General features: G+C 69.4%; 26 protein-coding genes. 15 read left to right on the top strand and 11 right to left on the bottom strand.

What is annotated here, in order from left to right:
- Positions 1–62 precede the first annotated feature (62 nt).
- Positions 63–719, top strand: coding sequence for a TetR/AcrR family transcriptional regulator (locus NX1_RS19835; protein WP_068061443.1), 657 nt, complete (start codon positions 63–65; stop codon positions 717–719).
- 353 nt (positions 720–1,072) lie between these two features.
- A complete protein-coding gene (locus NX1_RS19830) occupies positions 1,073–1,501 on the top strand; it encodes a hypothetical protein (RefSeq protein WP_068061441.1) in 429 nt (142 codons plus the stop codon).
- A 36-nt stretch (positions 1,502–1,537) separates the two neighbouring features.
- Here the strand turns inward: NX1_RS19830 and NX1_RS19825 are convergent, their stop codons facing one another.
- A complete protein-coding gene (locus NX1_RS19825) occupies positions 1,538–2,038 on the bottom strand; it encodes a CGNR zinc finger domain-containing protein (RefSeq protein ID WP_068061439.1) in 501 nt (166 codons plus the stop codon).
- A gap of 25 nt (positions 2,039–2,063) precedes the next feature.
- Between NX1_RS19825 and NX1_RS35515 the strand changes: the two genes are divergently transcribed.
- Positions 2,064–2,237, top strand: coding sequence for a hypothetical protein (locus NX1_RS35515; protein ID WP_245668582.1), 174 nt, complete (start codon positions 2,064–2,066; stop codon positions 2,235–2,237).
- 4 nt (positions 2,238–2,241) lie between these two features.
- Here the strand turns inward: NX1_RS35515 and NX1_RS19820 are convergent, their stop codons facing one another.
- Positions 2,242–3,525, bottom strand: a complete 1,284-nt coding sequence (locus NX1_RS19820; protein ID WP_068061436.1) for a sensor domain-containing diguanylate cyclase — start codon at positions 3,523–3,525, stop codon at positions 2,242–2,244.
- Between the two features lie 48 nt (positions 3,526–3,573).
- The gene (locus NX1_RS19815; RefSeq protein ID WP_068061433.1) at positions 3,574–4,383 is read right to left on the bottom strand and encodes an SAM-dependent methyltransferase; all 810 of its coding nucleotides are present in this window, start codon (positions 4,381–4,383) and stop codon (positions 3,574–3,576) included.
- A 422-nt stretch (positions 4,384–4,805) separates the two neighbouring features.
- Between NX1_RS19815 and NX1_RS19810 the strand changes: the two genes are divergently transcribed.
- The 5 genes from NX1_RS19810 (at position 4,806) to NX1_RS19790 (ending at position 9,493) form a co-directional block, all read left to right on the top strand.
- A complete protein-coding gene (locus NX1_RS19810) occupies positions 4,806–5,714 on the top strand; it encodes a cation diffusion facilitator family transporter (RefSeq protein WP_245668588.1) in 909 nt (302 codons plus the stop codon).
- A gap of 138 nt (positions 5,715–5,852) precedes the next feature.
- Positions 5,853–7,199, top strand: a complete 1,347-nt coding sequence (locus NX1_RS19805) for a carotenoid oxygenase family protein (protein ID WP_068061428.1) — start codon at positions 5,853–5,855, stop codon at positions 7,197–7,199.
- Positions 7,200–7,273: 74 nt separating this feature from the next.
- Positions 7,274–8,338 (top strand): DNA polymerase III subunit beta family protein, encoded by a 1,065-nt coding sequence (locus tag NX1_RS19800; RefSeq protein WP_068061426.1) that lies wholly within the window; start codon positions 7,274–7,276, stop codon positions 8,336–8,338.
- The gene (locus tag NX1_RS19795) at positions 8,335–8,826 is read left to right on the top strand and encodes a hypothetical protein (protein ID WP_068061424.1); all 492 of its coding nucleotides are present in this window, start codon (positions 8,335–8,337) and stop codon (positions 8,824–8,826) included. The genes NX1_RS19800 and NX1_RS19795 overlap by 4 nt, the downstream gene beginning before the upstream one ends.
- Positions 8,827–9,133: 307 nt before the next feature.
- The gene (locus NX1_RS19790) at positions 9,134–9,493 is read left to right on the top strand and encodes a hypothetical protein (RefSeq protein ID WP_068061421.1); all 360 of its coding nucleotides are present in this window, start codon (positions 9,134–9,136) and stop codon (positions 9,491–9,493) included.
- A gap of 21 nt (positions 9,494–9,514) precedes the next feature.
- On the opposite strand, the gene NX1_RS19785 is transcribed toward NX1_RS19790, so the two are convergent.
- From NX1_RS19785 to NX1_RS19775, 3 genes are all read right to left on the bottom strand, one after another.
- Complete coding sequence (locus tag NX1_RS19785; RefSeq protein ID WP_068061419.1) at positions 9,515–10,597, bottom strand: DNA glycosylase AlkZ-like family protein; 1,083 nt, start codon at positions 10,595–10,597, stop codon at positions 9,515–9,517.
- A 27-nt stretch (positions 10,598–10,624) separates the two neighbouring features.
- On the bottom strand, positions 10,625–11,047 hold the full coding sequence (locus NX1_RS19780) for a DUF7144 family membrane protein (RefSeq protein WP_068061417.1): 423 nt from the start codon (positions 11,045–11,047) through the stop codon (positions 10,625–10,627).
- An 86-nt stretch (positions 11,048–11,133) separates the two neighbouring features.
- A complete protein-coding gene (locus NX1_RS19775) occupies positions 11,134–12,672 on the bottom strand; it encodes a flavin-containing monooxygenase (RefSeq protein WP_068061414.1) in 1,539 nt (512 codons plus the stop codon).
- Positions 12,673–12,742: 70 nt separating this feature from the next.
- Between NX1_RS19775 and NX1_RS19770 the strand changes: the two genes are divergently transcribed.
- A complete protein-coding gene (locus NX1_RS19770; RefSeq protein ID WP_068061501.1) occupies positions 12,743–13,792 on the top strand; it encodes an AraC family transcriptional regulator in 1,050 nt (349 codons plus the stop codon).
- Here NX1_RS19770 and NX1_RS19765 read toward each other — a convergent pair whose 3' ends face one another.
- Positions 13,793–14,509: a hypothetical protein gene (locus NX1_RS19765; protein ID WP_157119873.1), complete on the bottom strand. Its 717-nt coding sequence runs from the start codon at positions 14,507–14,509 to the stop codon at positions 13,793–13,795. It abuts the gene before it with no gap.
- Positions 14,510–14,749: 240 nt separating this feature from the next.
- Here NX1_RS19765 and NX1_RS19760 point away from each other — a divergent pair, with 240 nt between their 5' ends.
- From NX1_RS19760 to NX1_RS19745, 4 genes are all read left to right on the top strand, one after another.
- Positions 14,750–15,127: a hypothetical protein gene (locus NX1_RS19760; RefSeq protein ID WP_068061408.1), complete on the top strand. Its 378-nt coding sequence runs from the start codon at positions 14,750–14,752 to the stop codon at positions 15,125–15,127.
- A 129-nt stretch (positions 15,128–15,256) separates the two neighbouring features.
- Positions 15,257–16,861 carry a GMC oxidoreductase gene (locus NX1_RS19755; protein ID WP_068061403.1) on the top strand — a complete coding sequence of 535 codons (1,605 nt, stop codon included), beginning with the start codon at positions 15,257–15,259 and terminating at the stop codon, positions 16,859–16,861.
- Positions 16,862–16,902: 41 nt separating this feature from the next.
- On the top strand, positions 16,903–17,628 hold the full coding sequence (locus NX1_RS19750; RefSeq protein ID WP_068061400.1) for a VIT1/CCC1 transporter family protein: 726 nt from the start codon (positions 16,903–16,905) through the stop codon (positions 17,626–17,628).
- A gap of 89 nt (positions 17,629–17,717) precedes the next feature.
- Positions 17,718–18,380: a phosphoribosyltransferase gene (locus NX1_RS19745; protein WP_068061397.1), complete on the top strand. Its 663-nt coding sequence runs from the start codon at positions 17,718–17,720 to the stop codon at positions 18,378–18,380.
- Positions 18,381–18,458: 78 nt separating this feature from the next.
- Here NX1_RS19745 and NX1_RS19740 read toward each other — a convergent pair whose 3' ends face one another.
- Genes NX1_RS19740 through NX1_RS19735 form a run of 3 tightly spaced genes read right to left on the bottom strand, consistent with a single transcriptional unit; the run spans position 18,459 to position 19,289 of the window.
- On the bottom strand, positions 18,459–18,647 hold the full coding sequence (locus NX1_RS19740) for a CsbD family protein (RefSeq protein ID WP_068061394.1): 189 nt from the start codon (positions 18,645–18,647) through the stop codon (positions 18,459–18,461).
- An 8-nt stretch (positions 18,648–18,655) separates the two neighbouring features.
- Positions 18,656–18,811: a DUF6131 family protein gene (locus NX1_RS36970; RefSeq protein WP_169812253.1), complete on the bottom strand. Its 156-nt coding sequence runs from the start codon at positions 18,809–18,811 to the stop codon at positions 18,656–18,658.
- Positions 18,812–18,848: 37 nt separating this feature from the next.
- Positions 18,849–19,289, bottom strand: coding sequence for a hypothetical protein (locus NX1_RS19735; RefSeq protein WP_068061391.1), 441 nt, complete (start codon positions 19,287–19,289; stop codon positions 18,849–18,851).
- Positions 19,290–19,449: 160 nt separating this feature from the next.
- Here NX1_RS19735 and NX1_RS19730 point away from each other — a divergent pair, with 160 nt between their 5' ends.
- Positions 19,450–19,644 carry a hypothetical protein gene (locus tag NX1_RS19730; RefSeq protein ID WP_068061389.1) on the top strand — a complete coding sequence of 65 codons (195 nt, stop codon included), beginning with the start codon at positions 19,450–19,452 and terminating at the stop codon, positions 19,642–19,644.
- Positions 19,645–19,681: 37 nt separating this feature from the next.
- Here the strand turns inward: NX1_RS19730 and NX1_RS36425 are convergent, their stop codons facing one another.
- On the bottom strand, positions 19,682–19,843 hold the full coding sequence (locus NX1_RS36425; RefSeq protein WP_157119871.1) for a hypothetical protein: 162 nt from the start codon (positions 19,841–19,843) through the stop codon (positions 19,682–19,684).
- Positions 19,844–20,055: 212 nt separating this feature from the next.
- Here NX1_RS36425 and NX1_RS19725 point away from each other — a divergent pair, with 212 nt between their 5' ends.
- Positions 20,056–21,273, top strand: a complete 1,218-nt coding sequence (locus tag NX1_RS19725) for a cytochrome P450 (protein WP_157119870.1) — start codon at positions 20,056–20,058, stop codon at positions 21,271–21,273.
- Positions 21,274–21,292 lie beyond the last annotated feature (19 nt).

The following is a 21,292-nucleotide window of genomic DNA, read 5'->3' as shown; positions in this document are numbered from 1 at the left end:
ATCGGAAACAGACGTTTCCGTATACGATTGTTTCCCAACTTGTGCTGTGCCAAGCTGACCGGGTGACCCGAGCATTCACCGGCACCTACCGCGGGGTGTCCAGCGCCGAGCGCCGCGAGGATCGGCGCAGGCGCCTGCTCGACGCGGGGCTGGCCATAGTCGGCACCCAGGGGCTCGCGGCATTGACCGTGCGCGGGGTCTGCGAACAGGCCAAAGTCGGGCCGCGGTTCTTCTACGAGGCGTTCCCCGATCTGGGTGCGCTGGCCGCCGAACTGCTGCTCGCCGTGCAGCGTTCCGCGCTCGACAAAGCCCGCGCGGCCATCGCCGAGACCGAGGGCACGCCCGCGCAGCGCATCCGCGCCGGGGTGGCCGCCCTGATCACCGAACTCACCGACGACCCGCGCCGGGCCAAGCTCGTCTTCGCGCAGGCTTACGGCAACGAGGCGCTGATGCGCACACGCTTCGCGGGCATGCGCACCGTCGCCGCGACGATCATCGAGCAAACCCGCATCGTGCTCGACCTACCCGAGGGCCATGACGCGGCGGTCGCGGCAACCTCCCAGCTCATCACCGGCGGAGCCGCCGAACTGGTGCTCGTCTGGCTGGACGGCGGATTGGACGTCGACCGAGACGGCCTGATCGATCTGCTCGCGGATTTCACTATCGCGATGATCGATCGGCTTCCCGCGGTGGCCGGGCGGCTCAACGGCACCGCATGAACGCGCACGAACGCGCAGCGAACCGAACACATTCGGTCATCCGCGCCAATTGCCCGCGATTTGCCAATTCGGCGCTTCCGGGCCGGAGGTAACACCGGAAAGCCGCTCGGCAGTTGAATCATCGTGCGAGGTAATGCGTTTCACCAGGTGGACCGGACCGTTCGGCCACGATGTCCGCTCGGGGGCTATACACTGTTTTGTAGGTCAGTTCTCCTCTCAATTGCCGAATTGACCTCGGACACAAGATGTCCCGACCTATGACCGGCTGTTCTCTTCTGATTACGTTGGGAGGCAAGATGATCGATCACAGCCCCTTCGGTCCCGCCGACCCGCGGCCCACCCGGAGGTGCAGGATGATCGAGAGCGCGTACGCGGCCGAGGCGGCAGACACCACCGAACCGCGTCATCGCACCGCCGCCGACCCGGACGGGCCCGCCGCCCGGTTGCCGGGCAATCGCATGTGGACGGTCTCCGCCGTCGTCGTCGAAGCCGACGGCCCCAGTCCGCGCCACGGTGTGGTCGCGGGCGCCGATCTCGGCGACGCCGCCGAGCAACTGTGTGAATATCTGCCCGAGACCCGCTCCGACGAGGACTACTACCTCGTGGCCAGGCAGGTACCGCTTGTCGCGCACGGCCCGCGCAGCGGCGGCCAGATTCCGCGCCGCACCTGGGTCAGCCCGATCCAGCGCGACGACGATACGGGCCAGGCGACCTACGGGCGCTGGATGCGCGCCGAGGAGCATCCGCAGTTCCAGCTGCACGGACCCATCGGCACCAACTGAGCTCGACGACGCACCGGACCGCGTGATTCGGCCGGCTCAGGCCGAGCGCCGCGTCCGGTGGTCGGCGACATGCACTCGATTCGAGCACCGCGTCGTGCAGAAGCGCCGCCGGCCGTTGCGCGAGGTGTCCACGAACACCTGCGCGCACCCCGGTCGCGCGCAGCGCCCGATGCGGTTCGGGTCTTCGCAGTACAGTGCCGCGAGCCCGGCGGCGGTGTAGGCCTTCACCCGCTCGTCGGTCGGCGCCTCCTCGTCGGCGTAGTGCAGATGCGGCGCGCGGCCGTCGTGCGTCGAAATGTAAGGGCGGCTGGTCGTTTCCGCCAGCAGAGCGTTGAGCCGCGGCACCGAAGGATCGTCGAAGACGTCGGCGAGCCGCGCGATCCAGCGGCGCAATTCGGCGGTCTGCCGTGCGTCGAGCGACCCCAACGGCTTGTATCCCACCGCGTCGAGCACGTCGAGCAGATTCGCGTCCTGGTCGGCGTTCACCAGTCGTGCGGCCAGCTCGGCGGCCGTGCCGCCGTAAGGGTTGAAATGCACAAAGCCATTACATCAGGCTGAGCACATGTCCGCCATCTGCCCTTCCTGCTCCTGGTCCTCCCCCACGGTCGTTTCCGCGCACGGCGCGATCCGCTATCTGCGTTGCGTGTGCGGGCGCTGGCTGGTCAGCGAGGACGGGGCGGTGATCGCCGCGGCCGGCGACAGCTCGCTGGCGGAACCCGTCGCCGATATCGCCTGAGACCTCAGGCCGTCCGGGGGCCGCGCGGCGAACGACCCGTCTTGTCGCGGTACATGGCGGTGTCCACCGCGTGCATGAGCGCGTCGATCGCGCTCGGCCGGTCCACCACGTACACGGTGCCGACGCTGGCACCGACGTACACCGGATGACCGGCCACCCGCAACGGCGTCGCCAGTGCGCCGCGCAGTTCGTCGGCGACCGAGGTGAGCTGCGGCTCCCCCGCGCAGCGCTCGACCAGGACGATGAACTCGTCACCGCCGACGCGGGCGGCCAAGCCGCCGAGCGATTCGGCTGCGGCGCGCAGGCGCTGGGCCACCTCGTGCAGCACCCGGTCGCCGACGGTGTGTCCCCACTCGTCGTTGACCGTCTTGAAGCCGTCCAGATCCAGGTAGCACAGGCCGATCGGCGGCACAGCGCTCGCGAGCCGATCGAAGAAGAGCAGCCTGTTGGGCAGCCCGGTCAGGTTGTCGTGGTGGGCGTCGTGCCAGAGCCGGTCGGCCAGCTGCTTGCGCTCGGTGACGTCGACGGCCACGCCGATCAGGAACTGAATCCGCCCATCCGCGTCGCGCACCGCCGACATCGACAGGTCGATATGGGCCAGGCCGCCGTCCGGGCGCACGTGCGTGGTCTCCAGGCGAAATCGATCCGTCTCCCCGGCCAGCATGCTCCTGAACCGTCCGTAGGCGTGCCCGATGTTGGCGGGTCCGAGCAGTTCGGCGACCATGCGCCCCGGCATCTGTTCCTGCGGCAGTCCGAGCATCTCGGCGAAGGCGGCGTTCACCGCGAGCACCCGCCCGGTGACGTCCACGGTGCCGATCCCGACCGACGCGCCCGCGAACACGGCCTCGAACCTGGCCTCCGAGAGCTGGCGTCGCGCCTCGGCATCCCGCGCCGTGGCCAGCGCCGCGCCGAGCGTCGTCTCCTGTTCGGCCAGCGCGGCCGCACGCAACGCGCCGGTGCAACCCGCGGCGAACTCGGCCGCCACGGCCACCGCGCGATCGCGCACGCGTTCGTATTCCGCGCTGCCCGGCGGGCAGACCTCCGCGACCATGTCGTGGCAGATCACCGCGATCGAACGGCTGACCATCAGCGGGTCGCGATAGTTCGCGGCCACCAGCACAACGGCCGCGTCGTGGGCGTCGCGCAGGTCTCCGTCGCCGCGAATGGCGGCGACGAGCAGCTCGGACAGATCGGCGAGCATCGCCTCGGTCTCGGTTCGCGTGAGCGTGGGGGCGACGACGCCGTCCAGCGCGTCCGCCCACCGCAACGCCAGCTCACGCAGACCCACTACCGCGACCTCCTGCCCGTCCGACCGGCGCCCTCGACGATTCCGGCCTCAGCCCTTGCGACCGAGCCCGGCCAGGCCGAGCGAGCGGCCGGGCGCCTCGTGTAGATCGCGCTCGGATTCCGGTCGCCAGGCGGGTAGTTCCACGACACCCGGCTCCACCAGATCCCATCCGTCGAACATAGCCGCGATGGCCGCGGCGGAACGGAAGTGAATTCCGACCTTGCTCTGCTGCGCCGCGTTCGCACCGAGCTGCGCGGCGTCTTCCGGCCGCAGCTCCGAGGTCAGGTGGGAGATCGCGAGATAGGAACCGCTCGGCACGGCTTCGCGCAGCGCGGCGACCTTCTCGCCGGGCGCGTCCTCGTCGGAAAGCAGGTGCAACACCGCGACGAGCAGCAGACCGACGGGTCGATCGAAATCGATCGACCCGGTCGCGCGGACCTTGGCGAGCAGTTCCTCGGGCTTGCGCAGGTCCGCTTCGATCGCCGCGGCGCGGTCGTTGTCGCGCAGGATCGCCTTCGAGTGCGCGACGGCGACCGGATCGATGTCGACGTAGAGCACCCGGATCTCCGGGTCCAACCGCTGCGCCACCTCGTGCACGTTGCCCGCCGTCGGGATGCCGGAGCCGATGTCGAGGAACTGGCGGACCCCGGCGTTCACCAGATAGCGCACCGCCCTGCGCAGGAACGCGCGGTTGCTCAGCGCGACCAGCGGCAGATCGGGCACCAGCTGTTTGCCCAAGTCGGCGGCCTTGCGGTCGACCTCGAAATTGTGCGAGCCGCCCAGCAACGCGTCGTACATCCGTGCCGGGCTCGCCTGCTGCATATCCACGCCCTCGGGCGCCCACGCCGGCCTGTCCATCGCATACCCCTTTGTGTCCACGAGCCGGTCTTCCGCGACCGGGAGGCTCGCGCCGAACGGATGGTCTCGCCGATCACCCGCCAGGCGCCGTCCGCATCGTAACCGCAGGTACGAACGACAGTGCACCGCACAAGATCACAGTTGCGCACCGCGGTGCGCCGGATGCGGATACCCGCCCTTCGACCCTCTTACACCTCGAAATAAATGCAGACATGCGCATGTCTGCAAGATAGGCTAGGCTGTGGCGCGGCAGCCATCCGACAGGGAAGGGACGTTCGCTCATGGGAGATCAATGCGTGTCGCCGCGGCAACCGGCGCGACCGGCGAACAGCGCGGCGCGGGAACACGACCGCGCCGACGAGCTGCGGCATTCCCATGATCACAGCCACGAGCACGGCGACGGGCACCACCACGATCACGGCGTGTCCGCGGACTCGGACCCGCGCTGGCTGAGCATCGCGCTCGCACTGATCGTGGCGTTCATGGCGGCCGAGGTGGTGGTCGGCCTGCTCGCGCAGTCGCTGGCGCTGATCACCGACGCCGCGCACATGCTCACCGACGCCGCGTCGATCGTCCTCGCGCTCATCGCCATCCGGCTGTCCAAGCGACCCGCGCGTGGCCGGTACACCTACGGCTACAAGCGCGCGGAGATCCTGTCGGCGCAGGCCAACGGCATCACCCTGCTGCTGCTCGCGGCGTGGTTCGTCTACGAGGGCGTGAACCGGCTGATCCACCCGCCGGACGTGGCAGGTCCGCTGGTCTTCGTCACCGCGCTGGTCGGCATAGTCGTCAACATCGCCGCCGCGTGGTGCATCAGCCGCGCCAACCGCACCAGCCTCAATGTCGAAGGCGCCTTCCAGCACATCCTCAACGACATGTACGCCTTCATCGGCACGGCCATCGCGGGCGCGGTGGTGTGGCTGGCCGGTTATCCCCGCGCCGACGCCATAGCGGCGCTCGTGGTCGCCGCGCTGATGCTGAAGGCGGGCTGGGCGCTGGTCCGCGAATCGGGGCGGATCTTCCTGGAGGCCGCGCCGGCACACCTCGATCCCGACGCCATCGGCGCGCGCATCGTCACAGTCCCGCATGTATGCGAGGTGCACGATCTGCACGTCTGGGTGATCACCTCGGGCGAGCCCTCGCTGTCGGCGCACATCCTGGTCGACGACCGAGCCGACTGCCACGCCGTCCGGCTGGGGGTCGAGCGGGTGCTGCTGGCGGAGTTCGGACTGGAGCACACGACATTGCAGGTGGACCACGTGTCCGATCCGGATGCGCCGCGCGCCGATCTGCACTGCGCCGAGCCGCACGGTCCGGTGCACCGGGCATGAGATCGGCGCGGTGTCAATTTCATCGTTGTTGCGCTGCGGGTTCTTCGACCGGCTGAGGGCTGCGGCAAGAACAAGACTGTTTCTTCGCGGATCGTCGCCGCAAGCTTGGGCCGCCTACTGAGAACAGGAGAGCAGCTCATGACGACCGCGCCCAACACCGATCTGCCTTTGCACCTTTCGGGAAACAATGCGCCGATCACCGACGAAGTGACAGTGCGACCGGCCACGGTGATCGGGACCGTTCCCGAAGATTTGAACGGGGCGTATCTGCGCAACGGCCCCAATCCGCGCACGGGTTGGTCGCCGCACTACTTCGCCGGCGACGGCATGATCCACGCCGTGGCGCTGCGGGACGGACAGGCTCGCTGGTATCGCAACCGGTACGTGCGAACCCCCTTGTTCGCGCATCCCGGGCAGTCCAGGCTCTCGCTGACCCTCGACGGCGACACCGGGAAGCTGGACTACCGCGTCACCGCTGCCAACACCCACGTGGTCGCGCACGCGGGACGGCTGCTCGCGCTCGAGGAGGGCGGCTTTCCCTATGAGATCAGCCCGGAATTGGAGACCGTCGGACCGTTCACTTTCGCGGACGCGCTGCGTACTCCCATGACCGCCCATCCCAAGATCTGCCCGAGGACCGGGGAGCTGTTGTTCTTCGGCGTCCAGCTGCGCCCGCCGTACTTGACGTACTACCGGGCCGCGGCGACCGGCGAGCTGCTCCACGCCCAGGTGGTGCCCGTTCCGCGCGCGACGATGATGCACGACTTCGCCATCACCGAGACCTACGCGATCTTCATGGACCTTCCCGTGGTCTTCGATCCGGCCGGCACGGGCATGCCTTGGCGATGGGACGACCGGCACGGCGCTCGTTTCGGCGTCATGCCCCGGCAAGGCGGACGCGTGCGCTGGTTCGACGTCGAACCCTGCTACGTGTGGCACACCATGAACGCGTTCGAGGCCGCCGGCGCCATCACGGTCACCGGCTGCCGGGTGCCTACGCTGTGGCGAGGTGGTGCCGACGACATCGGTGGCGGACTACCGCGACTGCACCGCTGGCGGCTGGATCTGCGGACGGGCGCCGCTACCGAGCAGGCGCTCGACGACGCGGCGATCGAGTATCCTCGGGTCGCGGACGCCGAGGTCGGGCGGCACAACCGCTTCGGGTATGTCACCAGCTTCTCGCTGGAGGCCGAGCCGAACCGCTCGGAAGTCTACAAATACGACTTCAGCGCGGAAGTTTCGCGCCGAGTACATCGGCTGCCCGCCGGACACACTTGCGGCGAAGCGGTTTTCGTCCCGCGCCACGGCTCTTCGGGCGGTGACGACGGATATCTGATGACCTTCGTCCACGACCGCGCACGCGGCACCAGCTATCTGGCCATCCTCGACGCCGCCGATATGGACAACCCGCCTATCGCGGAAGTGCACCTGCCGGTTCGAATTCCGTCCGGCTTCCACGGAAATTGGGTGCCAGAGGTCTCCTGACGGTGCTCGGCGCGCCGGGAGCCGTCCCCGGCCTGGGTTGACCTTCATGTTGGTTGAGACTCCATGATTGCCCGGTGCGGAGTTCCAGGGTCGAGGAGTTGATCACCATCGGGGCGCTGGCGCGGGCCAGCGGCCTGACCGCGAGCGCGCTGCGGTTCTACGCCGACTGCGGGCTGCTCGCGCCCGCCGAGATCGACGCGGCGACCGGATACCGGTATTACACGCGCTCGCAGTGCGAGCGGGCGGTGCTGATCCGCCGGCTGCGCGGCATCGACCTGTCATTGGAGGCCATCACCGAGGTGCTCGCGGCCGATCCGGACCGCGCCGAACGGTTGCTGGACGCGCACGTCGCCGAGCTGGAGCGCCGTGCGAATGAGGCCGCGCGAGTCGCGGCGCAGGTCAAGCGGGCTCTCGGCGCGGTGCACGGCACGGCGGTGCCCGCGGCCGAATTGGCGCGCGCCATAGCGCAAGTCGGCCTGGCCGCGGCTGTCGACGACTCGGCTCCGGTGCTCACCGGCATCCTGGTCGAGGCGGATTCGAGCGCGCTGACGTTGACCGCCACCGACCGGTACCGGCTGTCGACCCGCACTGTCGCGCCGCTGCGGGACGGCGGTGAGTGGTCGGCCGTGGTCGCGGCCGCGACGCTGGCCTCGCTGCGTCCGTGGCTGGACTCGATCGAAGAGGTCGTGCTCGCGCCGCGCGGATCCGGCGTCGCGCTCACCTCCGGCGACACCGAGCACGACTGCGCTGGAATCGAGGAACCCTTCCCGGACTACCGCGCGGTGCTCGACGGACTGCCCGCGGTGCGCACCCGGGTACTGGTTGCCCGCGCAGCGTTGCTCGAGCTGCTGGAGACGGCCGCCGACGACAGCGTGGTCTGCGCCGTCGACGGGTCGGGTCTCGCGGTCTCCGGAGCGGTCACCGCCACCCGTCTGCCCGCCGTGATCACCGGCGCCCCAATGGATCTCGCGTTCCGATCGACGGTCTTGCGCCCCGCGGTCACGAGCGCGATCGGGCCGGAGCTCATGTTCGATCTCGCCGCCCCCGATCAACCCGTCGTCGTCCGTTCGGCGATCGACGGCGATCTCACCACCCTCGTCATGCCCACATTCGTTCCGAACACGAAGGACGGCCGATGACCGATCGAACCGATACCACCATGGACGCCATCACCCACGCGGTCGGACTCGGGCGCGCGGGCGACCGCGACACGGCCCGCACACTGCTGACCGACCTGTGGACCGAACTCGGCCCGCAGGGCGATCCACTGCACCGCTGCACCCTCGCGCACTACCTCGCCGACCTGCACGACGACGCCGCACAGGCCCTCACCTGGGACGTCCGCGCACTCGACGCCGCCGACAGCCTCACCGACGAACGCGTCCGCCGCCACCACGCGGACCTGAACGTGCGCGGCTTCTACCCGTCGCTACACCTCAACCTCGCCGACAACTACCGCCGCCTCGGCTCGTTCGAGGCCGCCGAGCGTCAGATCGACGCCGCCCGCGCCTGCCTGCACACGCTCGGAAACGACGCGTACGGCGCGATGGTGCGCACGGCGGTGGAGGAGGTAGCACAAGCGATCCGGGACGGCCGCACCGAACCACGAGCGTCCGCACCCAGCTGACCACCGCGTACAGCGCGCGACGCGAGACCCGCCGCTGAGCCGAGTGCCTGCTTGCCTCGGGAAACAGCAGAGTCCAGCTGAATCCGGTTCCGGCACTTCCGCACTCACGCCGAGGCGATTGCGGTGCCCGCCTCGCCCAACCTCACGCCAGCTCGAGGATCTGTCACTGTGACGACAGCACGCCGGAGACGCGTGCACGATCGGGATGTCGTGGCCCACATCGGAACAGCTCGACGAGGACGATGGACCCGGGCACTACCGTCGACAACCGCGACGGGATGGAAATGTTCTGCGAGAAGGAGGACGCGTGACATCGGGACCAGTACTGGTGGTCGGCGTCGACCCCGCCAAGCTCCCCGATTGGGACCCGGAACCGGTCCTGGCGGCGATAGCGCGCGGTCGGGACCGCTTCGAGGAACTCGGTATCGAGGCCGACTATTGCCTGGTAGCACTCGACGAGAACGCCGAGACGACGATCGTCGACGCGCTGACCCGCAAAGACTACGTCTGCGTGGTGATCGGCGGTGGCATCCGCACGCAGGAGCCATTGCTCGAATTGTTCGAAAAGGTGGTCAACCGTGTCAGGCAGTACGCGTCCGGCGCGGCCATCGCCTTCAACAGCAGCCCCGATGACTGCGCCGACGCGGCTCTGCGGTGGCTTCGCTAGCCGCACGGCCTTCCCTGATCGCTAGCCGACGCCATCGAACTCGAAGCGCAACCGCTCGTCTCCGGTCAGCCATTGCGCGTTCCGCTCCATCTCCTCGCGACGTCCGCGCGGAAGCGCCTCGAAGAAACGCACCGCCATCCGGTGCTGAGCACGGCGGTACCGCCACACACCCACCACCTCGCCGTCGACGAGCACCGCGCCCGGCGCGGACAAGGCCCGCCACACCTGTTCTCTCCGAGCCCGGTCGGGGACGAGCAGCGACCGATCCGCTTGGCGCAGATAGGGATCGCCCGGCGGAACCAGCAGAACCCCCTCCGGCGGCGGCGCACCGCGCACCTCGTCCAGCATCGATTCGGGCAGATCGCATTTCCGGTCGTCCACCCGTACTCGCACCAATGTGCTCGCCACCGCTCGCCACGGCTCGTCGGCGCCGACGCCGAGCCAGTCGCGGAACAGCGGACGGGTGGTCGGACCGTTCACCCGGAAGAAGGCCCGCAACAGCGCGAGGCGCGGCTGTCGCACGCCGACGGCAGGATGATCCGGCGTCGGGTACAGCATCGTCGCCCGGTTCGCCTCCGGCCCGAGCACGATCTGCGCCTGGCACCCGGCCGCGCGGAACAGCCCGTCCGGCACGTGCTCCGCTTCGCAGCGCTCGCACCAGCGCACCAACGCGCGCGAGACCCGCGCGGTCACGGCTGTGCTGACCTCGGCCTTCGGCATCGGCCGGGTGACAACAGCGCGCAGCGCCGCGGCGACCTCGGCGACGGCGCCGGCCTGGGCCGCACCGTCCTCGTCCGAGGGCCGCGGCGCCAGCGCGTCGCGCACCACGTCCAGCTGGGCCAGCCGATGCGCGTGCGGGGCGCCGCGCATCGACCACCAGCTCACCAAGGGCCCGGCCGGAGCGATCGCCCGGCCGAGCGGGGTGGAGCCGATGCGCTCGGTGCGCTGACGTAGCGAGTACGCGGCGCCGCCGAACCGGCCGTCCTGCAATCCGAGCAGCAGCAGGTCGTCCAGCGCCCCGCCGTTCGTTCGCCCGTTCAGGCCGTGGCGGCGCCAGCGGTGACCGAGCCACTGCGCACGGCCGACGGCGATCGTCTCGGTCATCGGCCCACTGTGGCGACCTCGCCGCCCTCAGTATTCGTCGGCAGGCCGCCAGGTCGATACCGCCCAGATCACCACGATGCTCAGGGCGATGATCAGGATCGACCAGTACGGGTAGTAGGGCAGCGAGAGGAAATTGAGGATGATCGCGAGCGCCGCGATGACGATGGCCGCGACCTTGCCCCAGGTACTCCCCGTCATCAGCCCGATCGAGCAGATCACCAGGACAACGCCGAGCACGATGTGGATCCAGCCCCAGGTCGAGATGTCGAACTGGTACACGTACTCGGGGCCGACGACGAACAGATCGTCCTTGACGACGGCCGAGATGCCCTCGAAGATCTGCAATACGCCAACGGTCAGCAGCAGGATCGCGGCGCCGATCGAGGTGCCCGCCGCGATGCCCTGGCGGACCGGGTGCCTGGTTTCCGGTGTCGGTGTGGTCATCTGCATTCCCTTCCGCGAAGGAGAAACCTGGATTTCCATCCCAACCGGTGCACCCGCGGAAAACCTCACCCGTTTCGGGTGAGGATTCGCGATCAGCGCGCCGCGGCGGACACCGGAGCGCGCAGGTGTGCGCGCGGCGTCGGCTTCAGCGTCTTGTTCAGGTCGGTGCGCAGCGTCGTCGCCGAATCCAGCAGATAGTTCTGGCGGACCTTCCACGGGTGACGCTCGCCCTGGCGAGGGAAGTCGCCGATGGAGCGCTGGACGTAGCCGGAGGCCAGGTCGAGCAGCGGGTGCTCGACGAGTTCGCCGTCCGGCTCGGGGACGACCGCCGCGTAGTCGTTGGCGTCCATGTGCCGTAGCACCTTGCAGACCAGGCGGGAGCTGAGGTCGGCGCGCAACGTCCAGGAGGCGTTTGTGTAGCCGATGCAGACCGCGAAGTTGGGCACGTCGGTGAGCATCGCGCCCTGCCAGACGAACTGCTCCGACAGCTGGACCGGCACGCCGTCGATGTGCGGGGTGATGCCGCCGAACGCGAGCAGTCGCAGCCCGGTGGCCGTGACGATGACGTCGGCCTCGACCACCCGTCCCGACTTCAGCCGGATGCCCTCGGGCACGAAGCGGTCGATGTGATCGGTGACGACCTGCGCCTTGCCCTTCTTCATCGCCTTGAAGAAGTCGGCGTCCGGCACCGCGCACAAGCGCTGATCCCACGGGTCGTAGCTGGGTGTGAAGTGCTCGGCGACGGCCTGCTCGTCCTTCAGCATCCGCGTGGTGAGGCCGGTCAGCAGTTTGCGCGCGGCCCCGGGAAAGCGGCGACAGTACTGGTAGAAGCCGATACCGAACAAGATCTTCTTGGTGCGGATCACCCGGTGCGCCAGGCGCGGCGGCAGCAGACGGCGGATCGCGTCGGCCTGCTTGTCGCGGCCGGGGACAGCGCTGATCCAGGTCGGGCTGCGCTGCACCATCGTCACCAGTTCGGCCTGCTCGGCCATCGACGGCACCAGCGTGACGGCGGTGGCGCCGCTGCCGATCACCGCGACCCGCTTGCCCGCGTAATCGAGATCCTCCGGCCAGAACTGCGGGTGCACGATCCGTCCGGCGAAGCTGTCCGCGCCGGCGAATTCCGGCGCGTGACCGCGGTCGTAGTCGTAGTAGCCCGCGCAGGCGTAAAGGAAGTCACAGGTGAGCGTGCGCTCGACGGTGCGGCCCGCCGCGTCGCGCTCGGCGAGGGTCAACGTCCATCGGCATGCGGCGCTCGACCAGTCGGCGGAGAGCACCTTGGTGCGGAAGCGAATGTGCCGGTCGATGCCGTGCTCGGTCGCCGTCTCCTCGATGTAGCGCAGGATCGATGATCCGTCGGCGATCGCCTTCGCGTCGCGCCAGGGCTTGAAGGGGTAACCGAGGGTGAACATGTCCGAGTCGGAGCGAATGCCCGGATAGCGGAACAGGTCCCAGGTGCCACCGAGCGCGTCGCGCGCCTCCAGCACGGCGTAGCTCTTGCCGGGGCATTCGGTCTGGAGCCGATACGCGGCGCCGATGCCGGACAGGCCCGCCCCGATGATCACCACATCGAGGTGGTCCCGGATATCGCGGTTTCGGACATCGCTGTCCTCCGGTACTGCTGCGGTCATGGATTCCAGTGTGCGGATCCGGTCGACGGCTTTCTTGACTTCACGCGACAACTATTTGACTCTGTACGACATGTCCGTCATCCGATCCGCAGGCTTGCGCGGTTTCCGCGCCACGGTGGCCGAGCTGGGCGGCAACGCCGAGGAGTACGCGACCGCGGTGGGCCTGCCGACGGCCGCGCTGGACGCCGACGATCTGCTCGTCCCCGACCATGCCGTCGCGGCGGCGCTGGAACTGGCCGCCCACCGCCTCGACTGCCCCGACCTCGGACTGCGCATCTCCTACCGCCAGGACCTGGACATGCTCGGCCCGCTGGCGCTGGCGATCCGCAACTCCCCCACGCTGGCCGACGCACTCGCATGCTCCTCGCGCTACCTGTTCGTGCACGCCCGCTCGCTCAGCCTCGGCCTGGCCGCCGACCCGTACGGCGATCCCGGTGTGGTCGCACTGCACTACGACGGACCCCCGGACATGCCCGCCCCGGTCCAGGGCACCGATCTCGGCCTCGGCTTCCTGCACCGCGCCATCCAACGGCTGGTCGGCGAACGCTACGGGCTGCGGTCGGTGGAGCTGCCGTACCACCCACCCGCCCCGCTGCGCGCCTACGAGGAATTCTTCGGCGCACCGGTGCGGGTGGGCCGGTCAGCGGCCATCCTGCGGATGCCGTGCGGTCTGGCCGATCGCCCGCTCTCCGGCGGCGACCAGCAGCTGCACCGGCTTGCCATGGCCTTCCTCGCCGAGCAGACCGCGGAGACCGGCACCTCGATCACGCCGCGGGTGCGCGCCGCGCTGCGCCAGCTGCTCGGCACGACGCCACCCGAAATCGCCGCGGTGGCGAGGATTTTGAGCACGCATCCGCGCACGCTACAGCGCAGGCTCGCCGCCGAGGGCGCCACCTTCGCTGCGCTGCTCGACGACGTGCGCCGCGAGGAGGCCCACCGCTACCTCACCACCACCGACATACCGATGAGCCAGGTCGCCTCGCTGCTCGGCTTCGCCGAACAGGCGACCTTCACCCGATCCTGCCGTCGCTGGTGGGGACGCACGCCCACCGCGCTCCGCCGCACGGAACAGCCGACACTCCGCCGAGCGGAACAGTCGAGACAGCGCCGCGCGGGCTGACTACGCGGCCTTGCGCACCTTCTCCACGGCGTCCACGAAGAACTTCTCGAACGCGGCCTCGTCCAGCGAATCCTTCAGCGCGGCGACGCGCACCACGACGGTGGTGCCGCGCAGCACGGCCATGCCCTGGTAGGCGGTGGAGGTGAGCGGCTTGCCGGTACCGACGGTCGAGGTGCTGACCGAGCGGTAGACGATGGCCTCGGCGCCCTTCAGCCCCGCGGGAGCGGCCAGGTTCTCCACCTTGACCACCGAGGTGATCTGCTTGCCCTCCACCGTCGAGGTCGCGCTGACCTCACCGCACTTCTTGTTCCCGTCGGTGATCTGCGCCAGGTCGGCGGTACGGCCCGCGACGAACTCCACGAACATCAGTCCGGCCTTGTCGTCGGTGGCGCCCGCGACCGCCGCCTCGCCGAGCAGGTTCTTGGTCGCGGTGCCCATATCCTGCTGGGTGCTCACGCAGTCCGCGGGGGTGATGGTGGAATTCTGTTGCGTACCCGCCAGATCGGCGGCCGCGGTCTCCAGGCGGTCCTTCGGCAGGTCCACTTTCTTGGTGCCTGCCGGGAATTCGGACTCCGACAGCAGTAGCTGGTCACGTGGGGTGCTGGGCGCGGCCGAACTCGTCGCCGCTTCGTCGTTCCCGCCGCAACCGGCGAGCAGCATGACGCCCGCCGAAATCCCCGCCAGCAGGCGTGCCCCTGAGTACCGCAGTGTGATCATGCCGGTCAGCATGCCAGTACCCGTCCCGCACGCCCGCACCGGTCCACCCCGTGCTACGCGCGCGAGGACATCCGGCGCGAAACCTTCTCGGCTACAAACTCATCGCCCTCGGTCCGCCGACTCCATCGCCCGGTTCGGCACGGCGCGGCGCGGACAAGGTCAGGCGGCGGGGATCACCTCTAGGAAGCCGGGTTCCGTCGGCATAGACTTCGGCCCGAATATCGACTCGGAAGGGGTCGCATGGACACGGTCCGAGAGGTTGCCGAAGAGGGCAAGCGGCTCATCGACCTGGCCTGGCTCGGCGAACTCACTCGCGACGACGCGGTGCATCGCTTCGTTCAGGTGGGGGACGGAATGATCTGTTCGGTCACGGCGGGCGAGATCATCGACGACGGCGTGCGCTGGCTGGACGCCAATGCCACTCGACTACGGATTCTCGGCTGGTGCGCCCTGCTGGAACTACCGCTGCTCGGCGGCTTCGCGGTGCTATCACTGGCTCTCGGTGACTATGTCGCCGCACTTCTCGCGCTCGCGCTGCTCGGCGGCATGCAGTTCGCGCATCGCAAACTGATCCCGCACCCGGCGCCCATCAGGCGCGCCCGCCGAGTCCGATCCTGAAAATTTCCTAACTTCGTCGCCGCCAACGCTTTTCGGCATGTGATCGGTACACGCCTCGTACAGTGAACGTGGCCTGCGGACCGGTCGACGACCCGCGGTCGGGGTTTCTGGCTTGCGGGGAGAGCGACCATGCGGATCGAAGAACTGGCAGCGGTCAGGGACGAAGAACTGGCCGCGGATGTCTGCGTGGTGGGTTCGGGTCCCGCCGGACTGACGATCGCGGCCGAACTGGCGAATTCCGCGTTGCGCGTGCTGGTGCTGGAGAGCGGGGGACGCGAATCCTCCGACGAGGCAAACGCACTCGACGACTACGACAACGTCGGCGCACGCCGGGCGCAGCCTGATCGGATCGCGGGCGACCGGATCCTCGGCGGCAATTCGCACTCGTGGAGCGGGCGCTGCGCGCTGCTGGACGAACTCGACTTCCGTCACCGCCCTTGGGTTCCCGGCTCCGGATGGCCGATCGGCCCAACCGATCTGGAGCCCTACCTGCCCCGCGCCGCCTGCCACATCGGCATCGGTCACGGCAGCGGCTTCACCGACGACGGCTTCTGGGAACTGGCCGGAAGAGCCCGCCCCGCCGAGGCGCTCGACCCGCGGCGGTTGCGCCCCTACTTCTGGCAGATCAGCCGCGACCCCGCCGACCCCTTCGACTGCAAGCGCTTCGGCGCGCACGTCGAAAGCCAGAGCACGCCCGATGTTCTGGTGATCGTCGGCGCGACCGCTACCCATCTCGATACCAACACGGACGGCACGCACGTCGAGACGCTGCAAGTGGCGGGCGCCGACCCGCGACCGCGAACCGTGCGCGCCCGCGCGGTGGTGCTCGCGACCGGCGGCATCGGCAATCCCCGCCTGCTGCTCGCCTCGCGCCGGGCACGGCCCGAAGGACTCGGCAACCGGAACGACCAGGTCGGGCGCTATCTCATGGATCACCGCTGCGGAGCGGTCGGCGCGCTGGAACCGGCTGCGGCCGACGCGATCACACAGCGCTTCGGCAAGTACGTGGTCAGGACGCCGCACGGCCGTCACACCTTCATGCACGGCGTGGCCCTCGCACCCGAGATCCAAGCTCGTGAGGGTCTGCTGAACTGCGCGTTGTGGTTACAGGAGGTGCCCGCCGCGGACGATCCGTGGGACTCGGTGAAACAACTGCTGCGCGGCCGCGGCGACCGCCACGACGCCAGGGTCGCCCTCGCCAATTCCGGACTGCTGCTCGCCGGTGCGCGACGGCGCCTCCTCCAGCACACCGGACTGCCGCACAAGCTGGACCGAATCGAGTTGCGCTGCATGGTCGAACAGGCGCCGAACCGGGACAGCCGGGTCACCCTCACCGATCGCGCCGACCGGCTCGGGATGCCGACGGCGCGGGTCGACTGGCGGGTGCACGACCAGGAGGACGTCACGGTGCGCCGCGCCGCCGGGCTGGCAGTCGCGGAGTTCGCCAGGTTGGGATTCGCGGCGCCGACCCTGTTCGACTGGGTCGCACCGGACAGCGCTCTGCCGCTGGAACTCACCGACTGGGCGCATCCGACCGGCACCACACGGATGTCGGCCGACCCGCGCGACGGCGTCGTCGACGCCGACTGCCTGGTGCACGGAATGGACAACCTGTTCGTCGCGGGCAGCTCGGTGTTTCCCACCACGGGCCACGCCAATCCGACGCTCACGATCGTCGCGCTGGCCGTCCGCTTGGCCGATCACCTCCGCACGAAGGTCGGCACTGCCGGTTAGGCGCACCACGTCGTCCCACCGGGTCCATTAGGGTACGAGATATGGAGGACTCGACGATCAGCGGTTCTCATCCGCACGAACCGCACGCGGGCGGATTCGCGACCAGGCTGAACTGGTTGCGCGCCGGCGTGCTCGGCGCGAACGACGGCATCGTGTCGACGGCCGGGCTCGTGGTCGGCGTCGCCGCCGCGACCACGACCACGAGCGCGATCTTCACAGCGGGCATCGCGGGTGTCTCGGCCGGTGCGCTGTCGATGGCGGTCGGCGAGTACGTGTCGGTCAGCACCCAGCGGGATTCCGAGCGCGCGCTGCTCGCCAAGGAGCGCAGGGAGCTCAGCGAGGTGCCCGAGTACGAGCTCGCGGAACTCACCGACATCTACCGCGCCAAGGGGCTCTCGCTCGACACCGCGCGCAAGGTCGCCGAGGAGCTCACCGCCTACGACGCCTTCACCGCGCACGCGGAGGCCGAACTCGGCTTGAATCCGCACGCACTCACCAATCCGTGGCAGGCCGCGTTTTCCTCGGCGGTCGCGTTCACCCTTGGTGCGCTGCTGCCGCTGCTGGCGATCCTGCTGCCGCCGGTCACCGCGCGCATCCCGGTGACCGTCGCCGCGGTGCTGCTGGCGCTGGCGCTCACCGGTTCGATCAGCGCGAGGCTCGGCGGCAGCGATCCCGTCCGCGCGATGATGCGGGTCGCGCTGGGTGGCGCGCTGGCCATGCTGGTCACCTACGGCATCGGGCAGCTGGCCGACGTCGCCGGCATCTGAAGGGGGCCCGAGCTCCCAGCCGCCGCAATGGTTTCGGCCGGGCGGCGTAGACTTCGGTGCTTTCCGAAGTCCGAGTCCGGAGGCCCAGCATGCCCTTCCGCGATCGCCGGGCGGCGGGTCGGCGACTCGCCCTGCGGTTGACCCACTTTCGCGACGCCGACGCGGTGGTGCTCGGGGTGCCCCACGGTGGCGTTCCGGTCGCCTACGAGGTGGCGGGCGCGTTACGCGCGCCTCTCACGGTGGTGATGGTGCGCAGGCTACGGGTGCCCTACCGGCCGGAGCTGGCGTTCGGCGCGGTCGGCGAGGGCGGGGTCGGCGTGATCGACGACAAGATTCTGGCGCGCGCGTTCATTTCCGAAACGGGGCGGGCCGAGCTGGAGGCGGAAGAGCGAGCCGACCTGGCCCGCAGCGCTATCCGCTACCGGGGCGGTGCGTCCGGTCTCGCGCTGCACGGCCGGACGGCGGTGATCGTGGACGACGGCATCGCGACGGGCGTCACGGCCCGCGCGGCCGTCGAGGTGGTCCGGGCGGCGGGTGCGGAACGCGTCGCGCTCGCCGCGCCTGTCGGAGCGGCTTCGGCCATCCGCGCGCTGGGCGGGCGGGTCGACCAGCTCGTGTGCCTCGAGGGCGCGGAAGTGGTCACGTCGATCGCCAGGTGGTACGGCGATTTCACCCCGGTGGACGACGCCCAGGTGTGCGACCTGCTGGACAGCGCGGCGGCCGACCTGCGCCAGCGTTCCGGCGGCCGCTAGACCGCTCGGCGGCATCCGGTCCCGGGCATGCCGATGTCGGCCGAGACTCGATGATCTCGGCCGACATCGGTCGATCGGTCAGCGCCGGAACGCGTCCCGCACTTTGCCTGCGGCCTGTTTCAGATTGCCGAAGACCTGGTCGCGCCTGCCTTCCGCCGACAGTCGCGGATTATCGGTCGCACGGCCGAAGAATTTCTTCACCTGACCACGTGCGGCCTGAACTCGATGCTCGAAACGACCGTTCCTGCGGTAATTTTCGTCACGCATCGCTGACCTCAGTAATAATGCCTGCGGCCGCCGACCGGACGGCCCACCGATCCGGCAATCCAGAGCGCCGCGCCGATGATCAGCACGATGATGCCCGCCGTGGTCAGCCATCCGATCCCGAGCAACCAGCCCACGATCAGAAGTATCAATCCGAGAATAATCACGGTCTCATCCCTTTCTTCTTGGTAAACCGTTGACTTGTCAGCCGGCAGTAGGAGCCTGTGTCTTGCCGCCCGGAGCGCCGGCCATCGGCGCGGTTCCGGACGGTCGGCGCAGGAATCGACTCGCGCTCCAAGCCGGCTTGCGGCCGGGCGGCGGCGCGACGGACGGCGCCTGCGGCGGGGGAGCATCGCGGCGAGTGGCCGCTATCTCCTGGCGTGACCTGCGCAGTTCCCTGCGCGCCTCGCTGCCGCGGCGGGAGGTGCGCCACAGCCCGGTCAGCACTAGGAGCAGCCCGAGCGCGCCCGCAGCGCCGATCACCGTGCCGTACAGGAACACCTCTCCCGCGGACGCTGTGAAGTGATAGTCGAAAACGGCGAAATCGCCCGTCGACGTGTGCAGCTCGCCGGTATTCGCCGCCACAGCGGCGACGCCGACGATCACCGCGCCGATCAGGACGATCAGCCCTATGAGAATGATCATGACAATCCTGGTGCGCTGAAAAGTTGTATTACGAATCCGCTATTCCCGGTTCCGGCGGGATCAAACTCACCGCGATCGCGGACGTTTGCGCCGCCCGGTTCCGGTGTATCCGCTGAACTGACCGCAACCGGTCGAATCAGCACCAAGGAGAGTCGGGAACATGACCTACACCTTCGATCTCACCGATTACTCGGACGAGTCCGCCGTCGTCGCCGAGAACGCGCTGCGCGGACTCGGCGGAGTCGATTACGTCGACGTGGACCGCGTCGCGGAGACGATCACGGTGAACTCGACCAGCCTCACCTACGGCGAGGTTCTGAGCGCGATCCGGCAGGCGGGCGTTCCCGCCAAGTAGCGCGCTCAGCGAGTCGGGCCGATATCGAGGCGTTCGGTCATCCGGTCGACGATCCGGCGGTATGCCGGGATTCGCGCCGCGCGGCCGGCGCCGCCTCGCGGCCCCACAACGGACGCTCCAGGTCGCGCTCCTTCATGTCGGCGTGCCTGCCCGTCAGCCGTTGCGTCGGGCCCTGAAGCAGCAGGGGGCGAACAGCCACGGGTGGCGAAGGCCGTGAACGGCAGCAGCAGGCTCGGCGCGACTGCCACGAAGCCTCCGCCGAGTAGTCCGTCAGCCTGCTGCCGACGAATCCCAGCGCGAGCCTGACCGCCACCACGAGTATCCGGCGCGCAGCCGTGTCAGCAGCGGCGGCAACCGCGACGGAGCCGACACCAGCCCGAACGGCGCACGCGCCGCGAGCGGAGTACTTTGGTGCGGACCGAACGGTGCCGAGAAGTGTTGGCGGACAAGCTGATGGGGGCTGGGGTGCGACAGATCTTCGATGCCGGTTTCGCGGCGGATCCGTGGCCGGTGCTGAGCGCGCTGCGTCGCGAGGGCGGCATGCACCGGGTCCGCACGCCCGACGGCCCTCCCGCGTGGCTCGTGACCAGGCATGCCGACGTGCGCGCCGCGCTCTCCGACGAGCGCTTGACCGCCGACGTCACCAAGGCCGGGCCGATCGACTACGCGGGATTCGCCGTCCCGCCCCCGATGGACACGCTGCTCGTCGCCGCCCCCGACGACCACGCGCGGCTGCGCCGCCTGATCACGGCCGAGATCGCACCGCGCAAGTCCGCCGAATGGGATGAGCGCGCAAGCGATCTGGTCGACACGCTGCTGCGGGACACCGATACGGACCCGAAGGCGGATCTGGTCGCGCGGCTGGCGATCCCGCTACCCGCCGCAGTGCTCGGCGAGCTGCTCGGCTTGGCCGACGCTGAACGCGAAGCCCTCCTGGCCTGGGCGAATTCGACGCTGCTTCCCGGCGCGACGGCGCCGCGCGCCAGGGACACGCTCGCCACCATGCGCACACTCGTCGACGCCGTGGTCGCGCGGGCAGGCGCGGGCACCGCGGTCGGGCGGCTGGTCGCCGCGCGCGACCAGACCGGTTCGCCGTCGGACGACGAGCTCACCGGTGTGCTGTTCTACCTGCTGTTCGTCTGGTACGAGGTGCTCGCCGACCTGATCGCGGGCGCGCTGCTCACACTCGTCGCCGAGCCCGCGCACCGCAGGGCTTTCCGCGCCGCAACCGACCGGCGGCGCGCGGTGGACGAGCTGCTGCGCTACCTCTCACCGCAGGTGCTCGCCGGGCCCCGTTTCGCGACAACGGATCTGGACATCGGCGGCTACACCGTCAAGGCCGGGCAGACCGTTCTGCTGTGCCTGGCGGGCGCCAATCGCGATCCGGCGGCGTTCGACCGGCCCGATCGGTTCGACCCGAACCGCACCCGCAACGCCCAGCTCGGTCTCGGCCACGGCCCGCACTCCTGTCTCGGCACCGCCCTCGTGCACGGCGTCGCCGGGGCGGTGCTCACCCACTTCTGCGACCGCTGGCCGGAGACCACGCTGACCAAACCGCCGCGAGAAATCCCGTGGCGCTCCGGTTTCCGGCACCGCGGTCCGCTGATCCTGCCGGTGGCACTCGCCTGAGCGCTCGGGCTTCGAACGC

Origin of the sequence: Nocardia xishanensis NBRC 101358 (genome assembly GCF_001613365.1) — a bacterium.
In the GTDB taxonomy this organism is placed as follows: domain Bacteria; phylum Actinomycetota; class Actinomycetes; order Mycobacteriales; family Mycobacteriaceae; genus Nocardia; species Nocardia xishanensis.
This window is presented reverse-complemented; position numbering and strand designations above follow the sequence as displayed.

Bases quoted from the DNA above. Each gene is read 5' to 3' on its own strand.
- NX1_RS19830 (WP_068061441.1), top strand. From the start codon at position 1,073: ATGATCGAGAGCGCGTACGCGGCCGAGGCGGCAGACACCACCGAACCG.
- NX1_RS35515 (WP_245668582.1), top strand. From the start codon at position 2,064: ATGTCCGCCATCTGCCCTTCCTGCTCCTGGTCCTCCCCCACGGTCGTT.
- NX1_RS19815 (WP_068061433.1), bottom strand. From the start codon at position 4,383: ATGGACAGGCCGGCGTGGGCGCCCGAGGGCGTGGATATGCAGCAGGCG.
- NX1_RS19805 (WP_068061428.1), top strand. From the start codon at position 5,853: ATGACGACCGCGCCCAACACCGATCTGCCTTTGCACCTTTCGGGAAAC.
- NX1_RS19795 (WP_068061424.1), top strand. From the start codon at position 8,335: ATGACCGATCGAACCGATACCACCATGGACGCCATCACCCACGCGGTC.
- NX1_RS19785 (WP_068061419.1), bottom strand. From the start codon at position 10,597: ATGACCGAGACGATCGCCGTCGGCCGTGCGCAGTGGCTCGGTCACCGC.
- NX1_RS19780 (WP_068061417.1), bottom strand. From the start codon at position 11,047: ATGCAGATGACCACACCGACACCGGAAACCAGGCACCCGGTCCGCCAG.
- NX1_RS19775 (WP_068061414.1), bottom strand. From the start codon at position 12,672: ATGACCGCAGCAGTACCGGAGGACAGCGATGTCCGAAACCGCGATATC.
- NX1_RS19770 (WP_068061501.1), top strand. From the start codon at position 12,743: ATGTCCGTCATCCGATCCGCAGGCTTGCGCGGTTTCCGCGCCACGGTG.
- NX1_RS19765 (WP_157119873.1), bottom strand. From the start codon at position 14,509: ATGATCACACTGCGGTACTCAGGGGCACGCCTGCTGGCGGGGATTTCG.
- NX1_RS19760 (WP_068061408.1), top strand. From the start codon at position 14,750: ATGGACACGGTCCGAGAGGTTGCCGAAGAGGGCAAGCGGCTCATCGAC.
- NX1_RS19755 (WP_068061403.1), top strand. From the start codon at position 15,257: ATGCGGATCGAAGAACTGGCAGCGGTCAGGGACGAAGAACTGGCCGCG.
- NX1_RS19750 (WP_068061400.1), top strand. From the start codon at position 16,903: ATGGAGGACTCGACGATCAGCGGTTCTCATCCGCACGAACCGCACGCG.
- NX1_RS19745 (WP_068061397.1), top strand. From the start codon at position 17,718: ATGCCCTTCCGCGATCGCCGGGCGGCGGGTCGGCGACTCGCCCTGCGG.
- NX1_RS19740 (WP_068061394.1), bottom strand. From the start codon at position 18,647: ATGCGTGACGAAAATTACCGCAGGAACGGTCGTTTCGAGCATCGAGTT.
- NX1_RS19735 (WP_068061391.1), bottom strand. From the start codon at position 19,289: ATGATCATTCTCATAGGGCTGATCGTCCTGATCGGCGCGGTGATCGTC.
- NX1_RS19730 (WP_068061389.1), top strand. From the start codon at position 19,450: ATGACCTACACCTTCGATCTCACCGATTACTCGGACGAGTCCGCCGTC.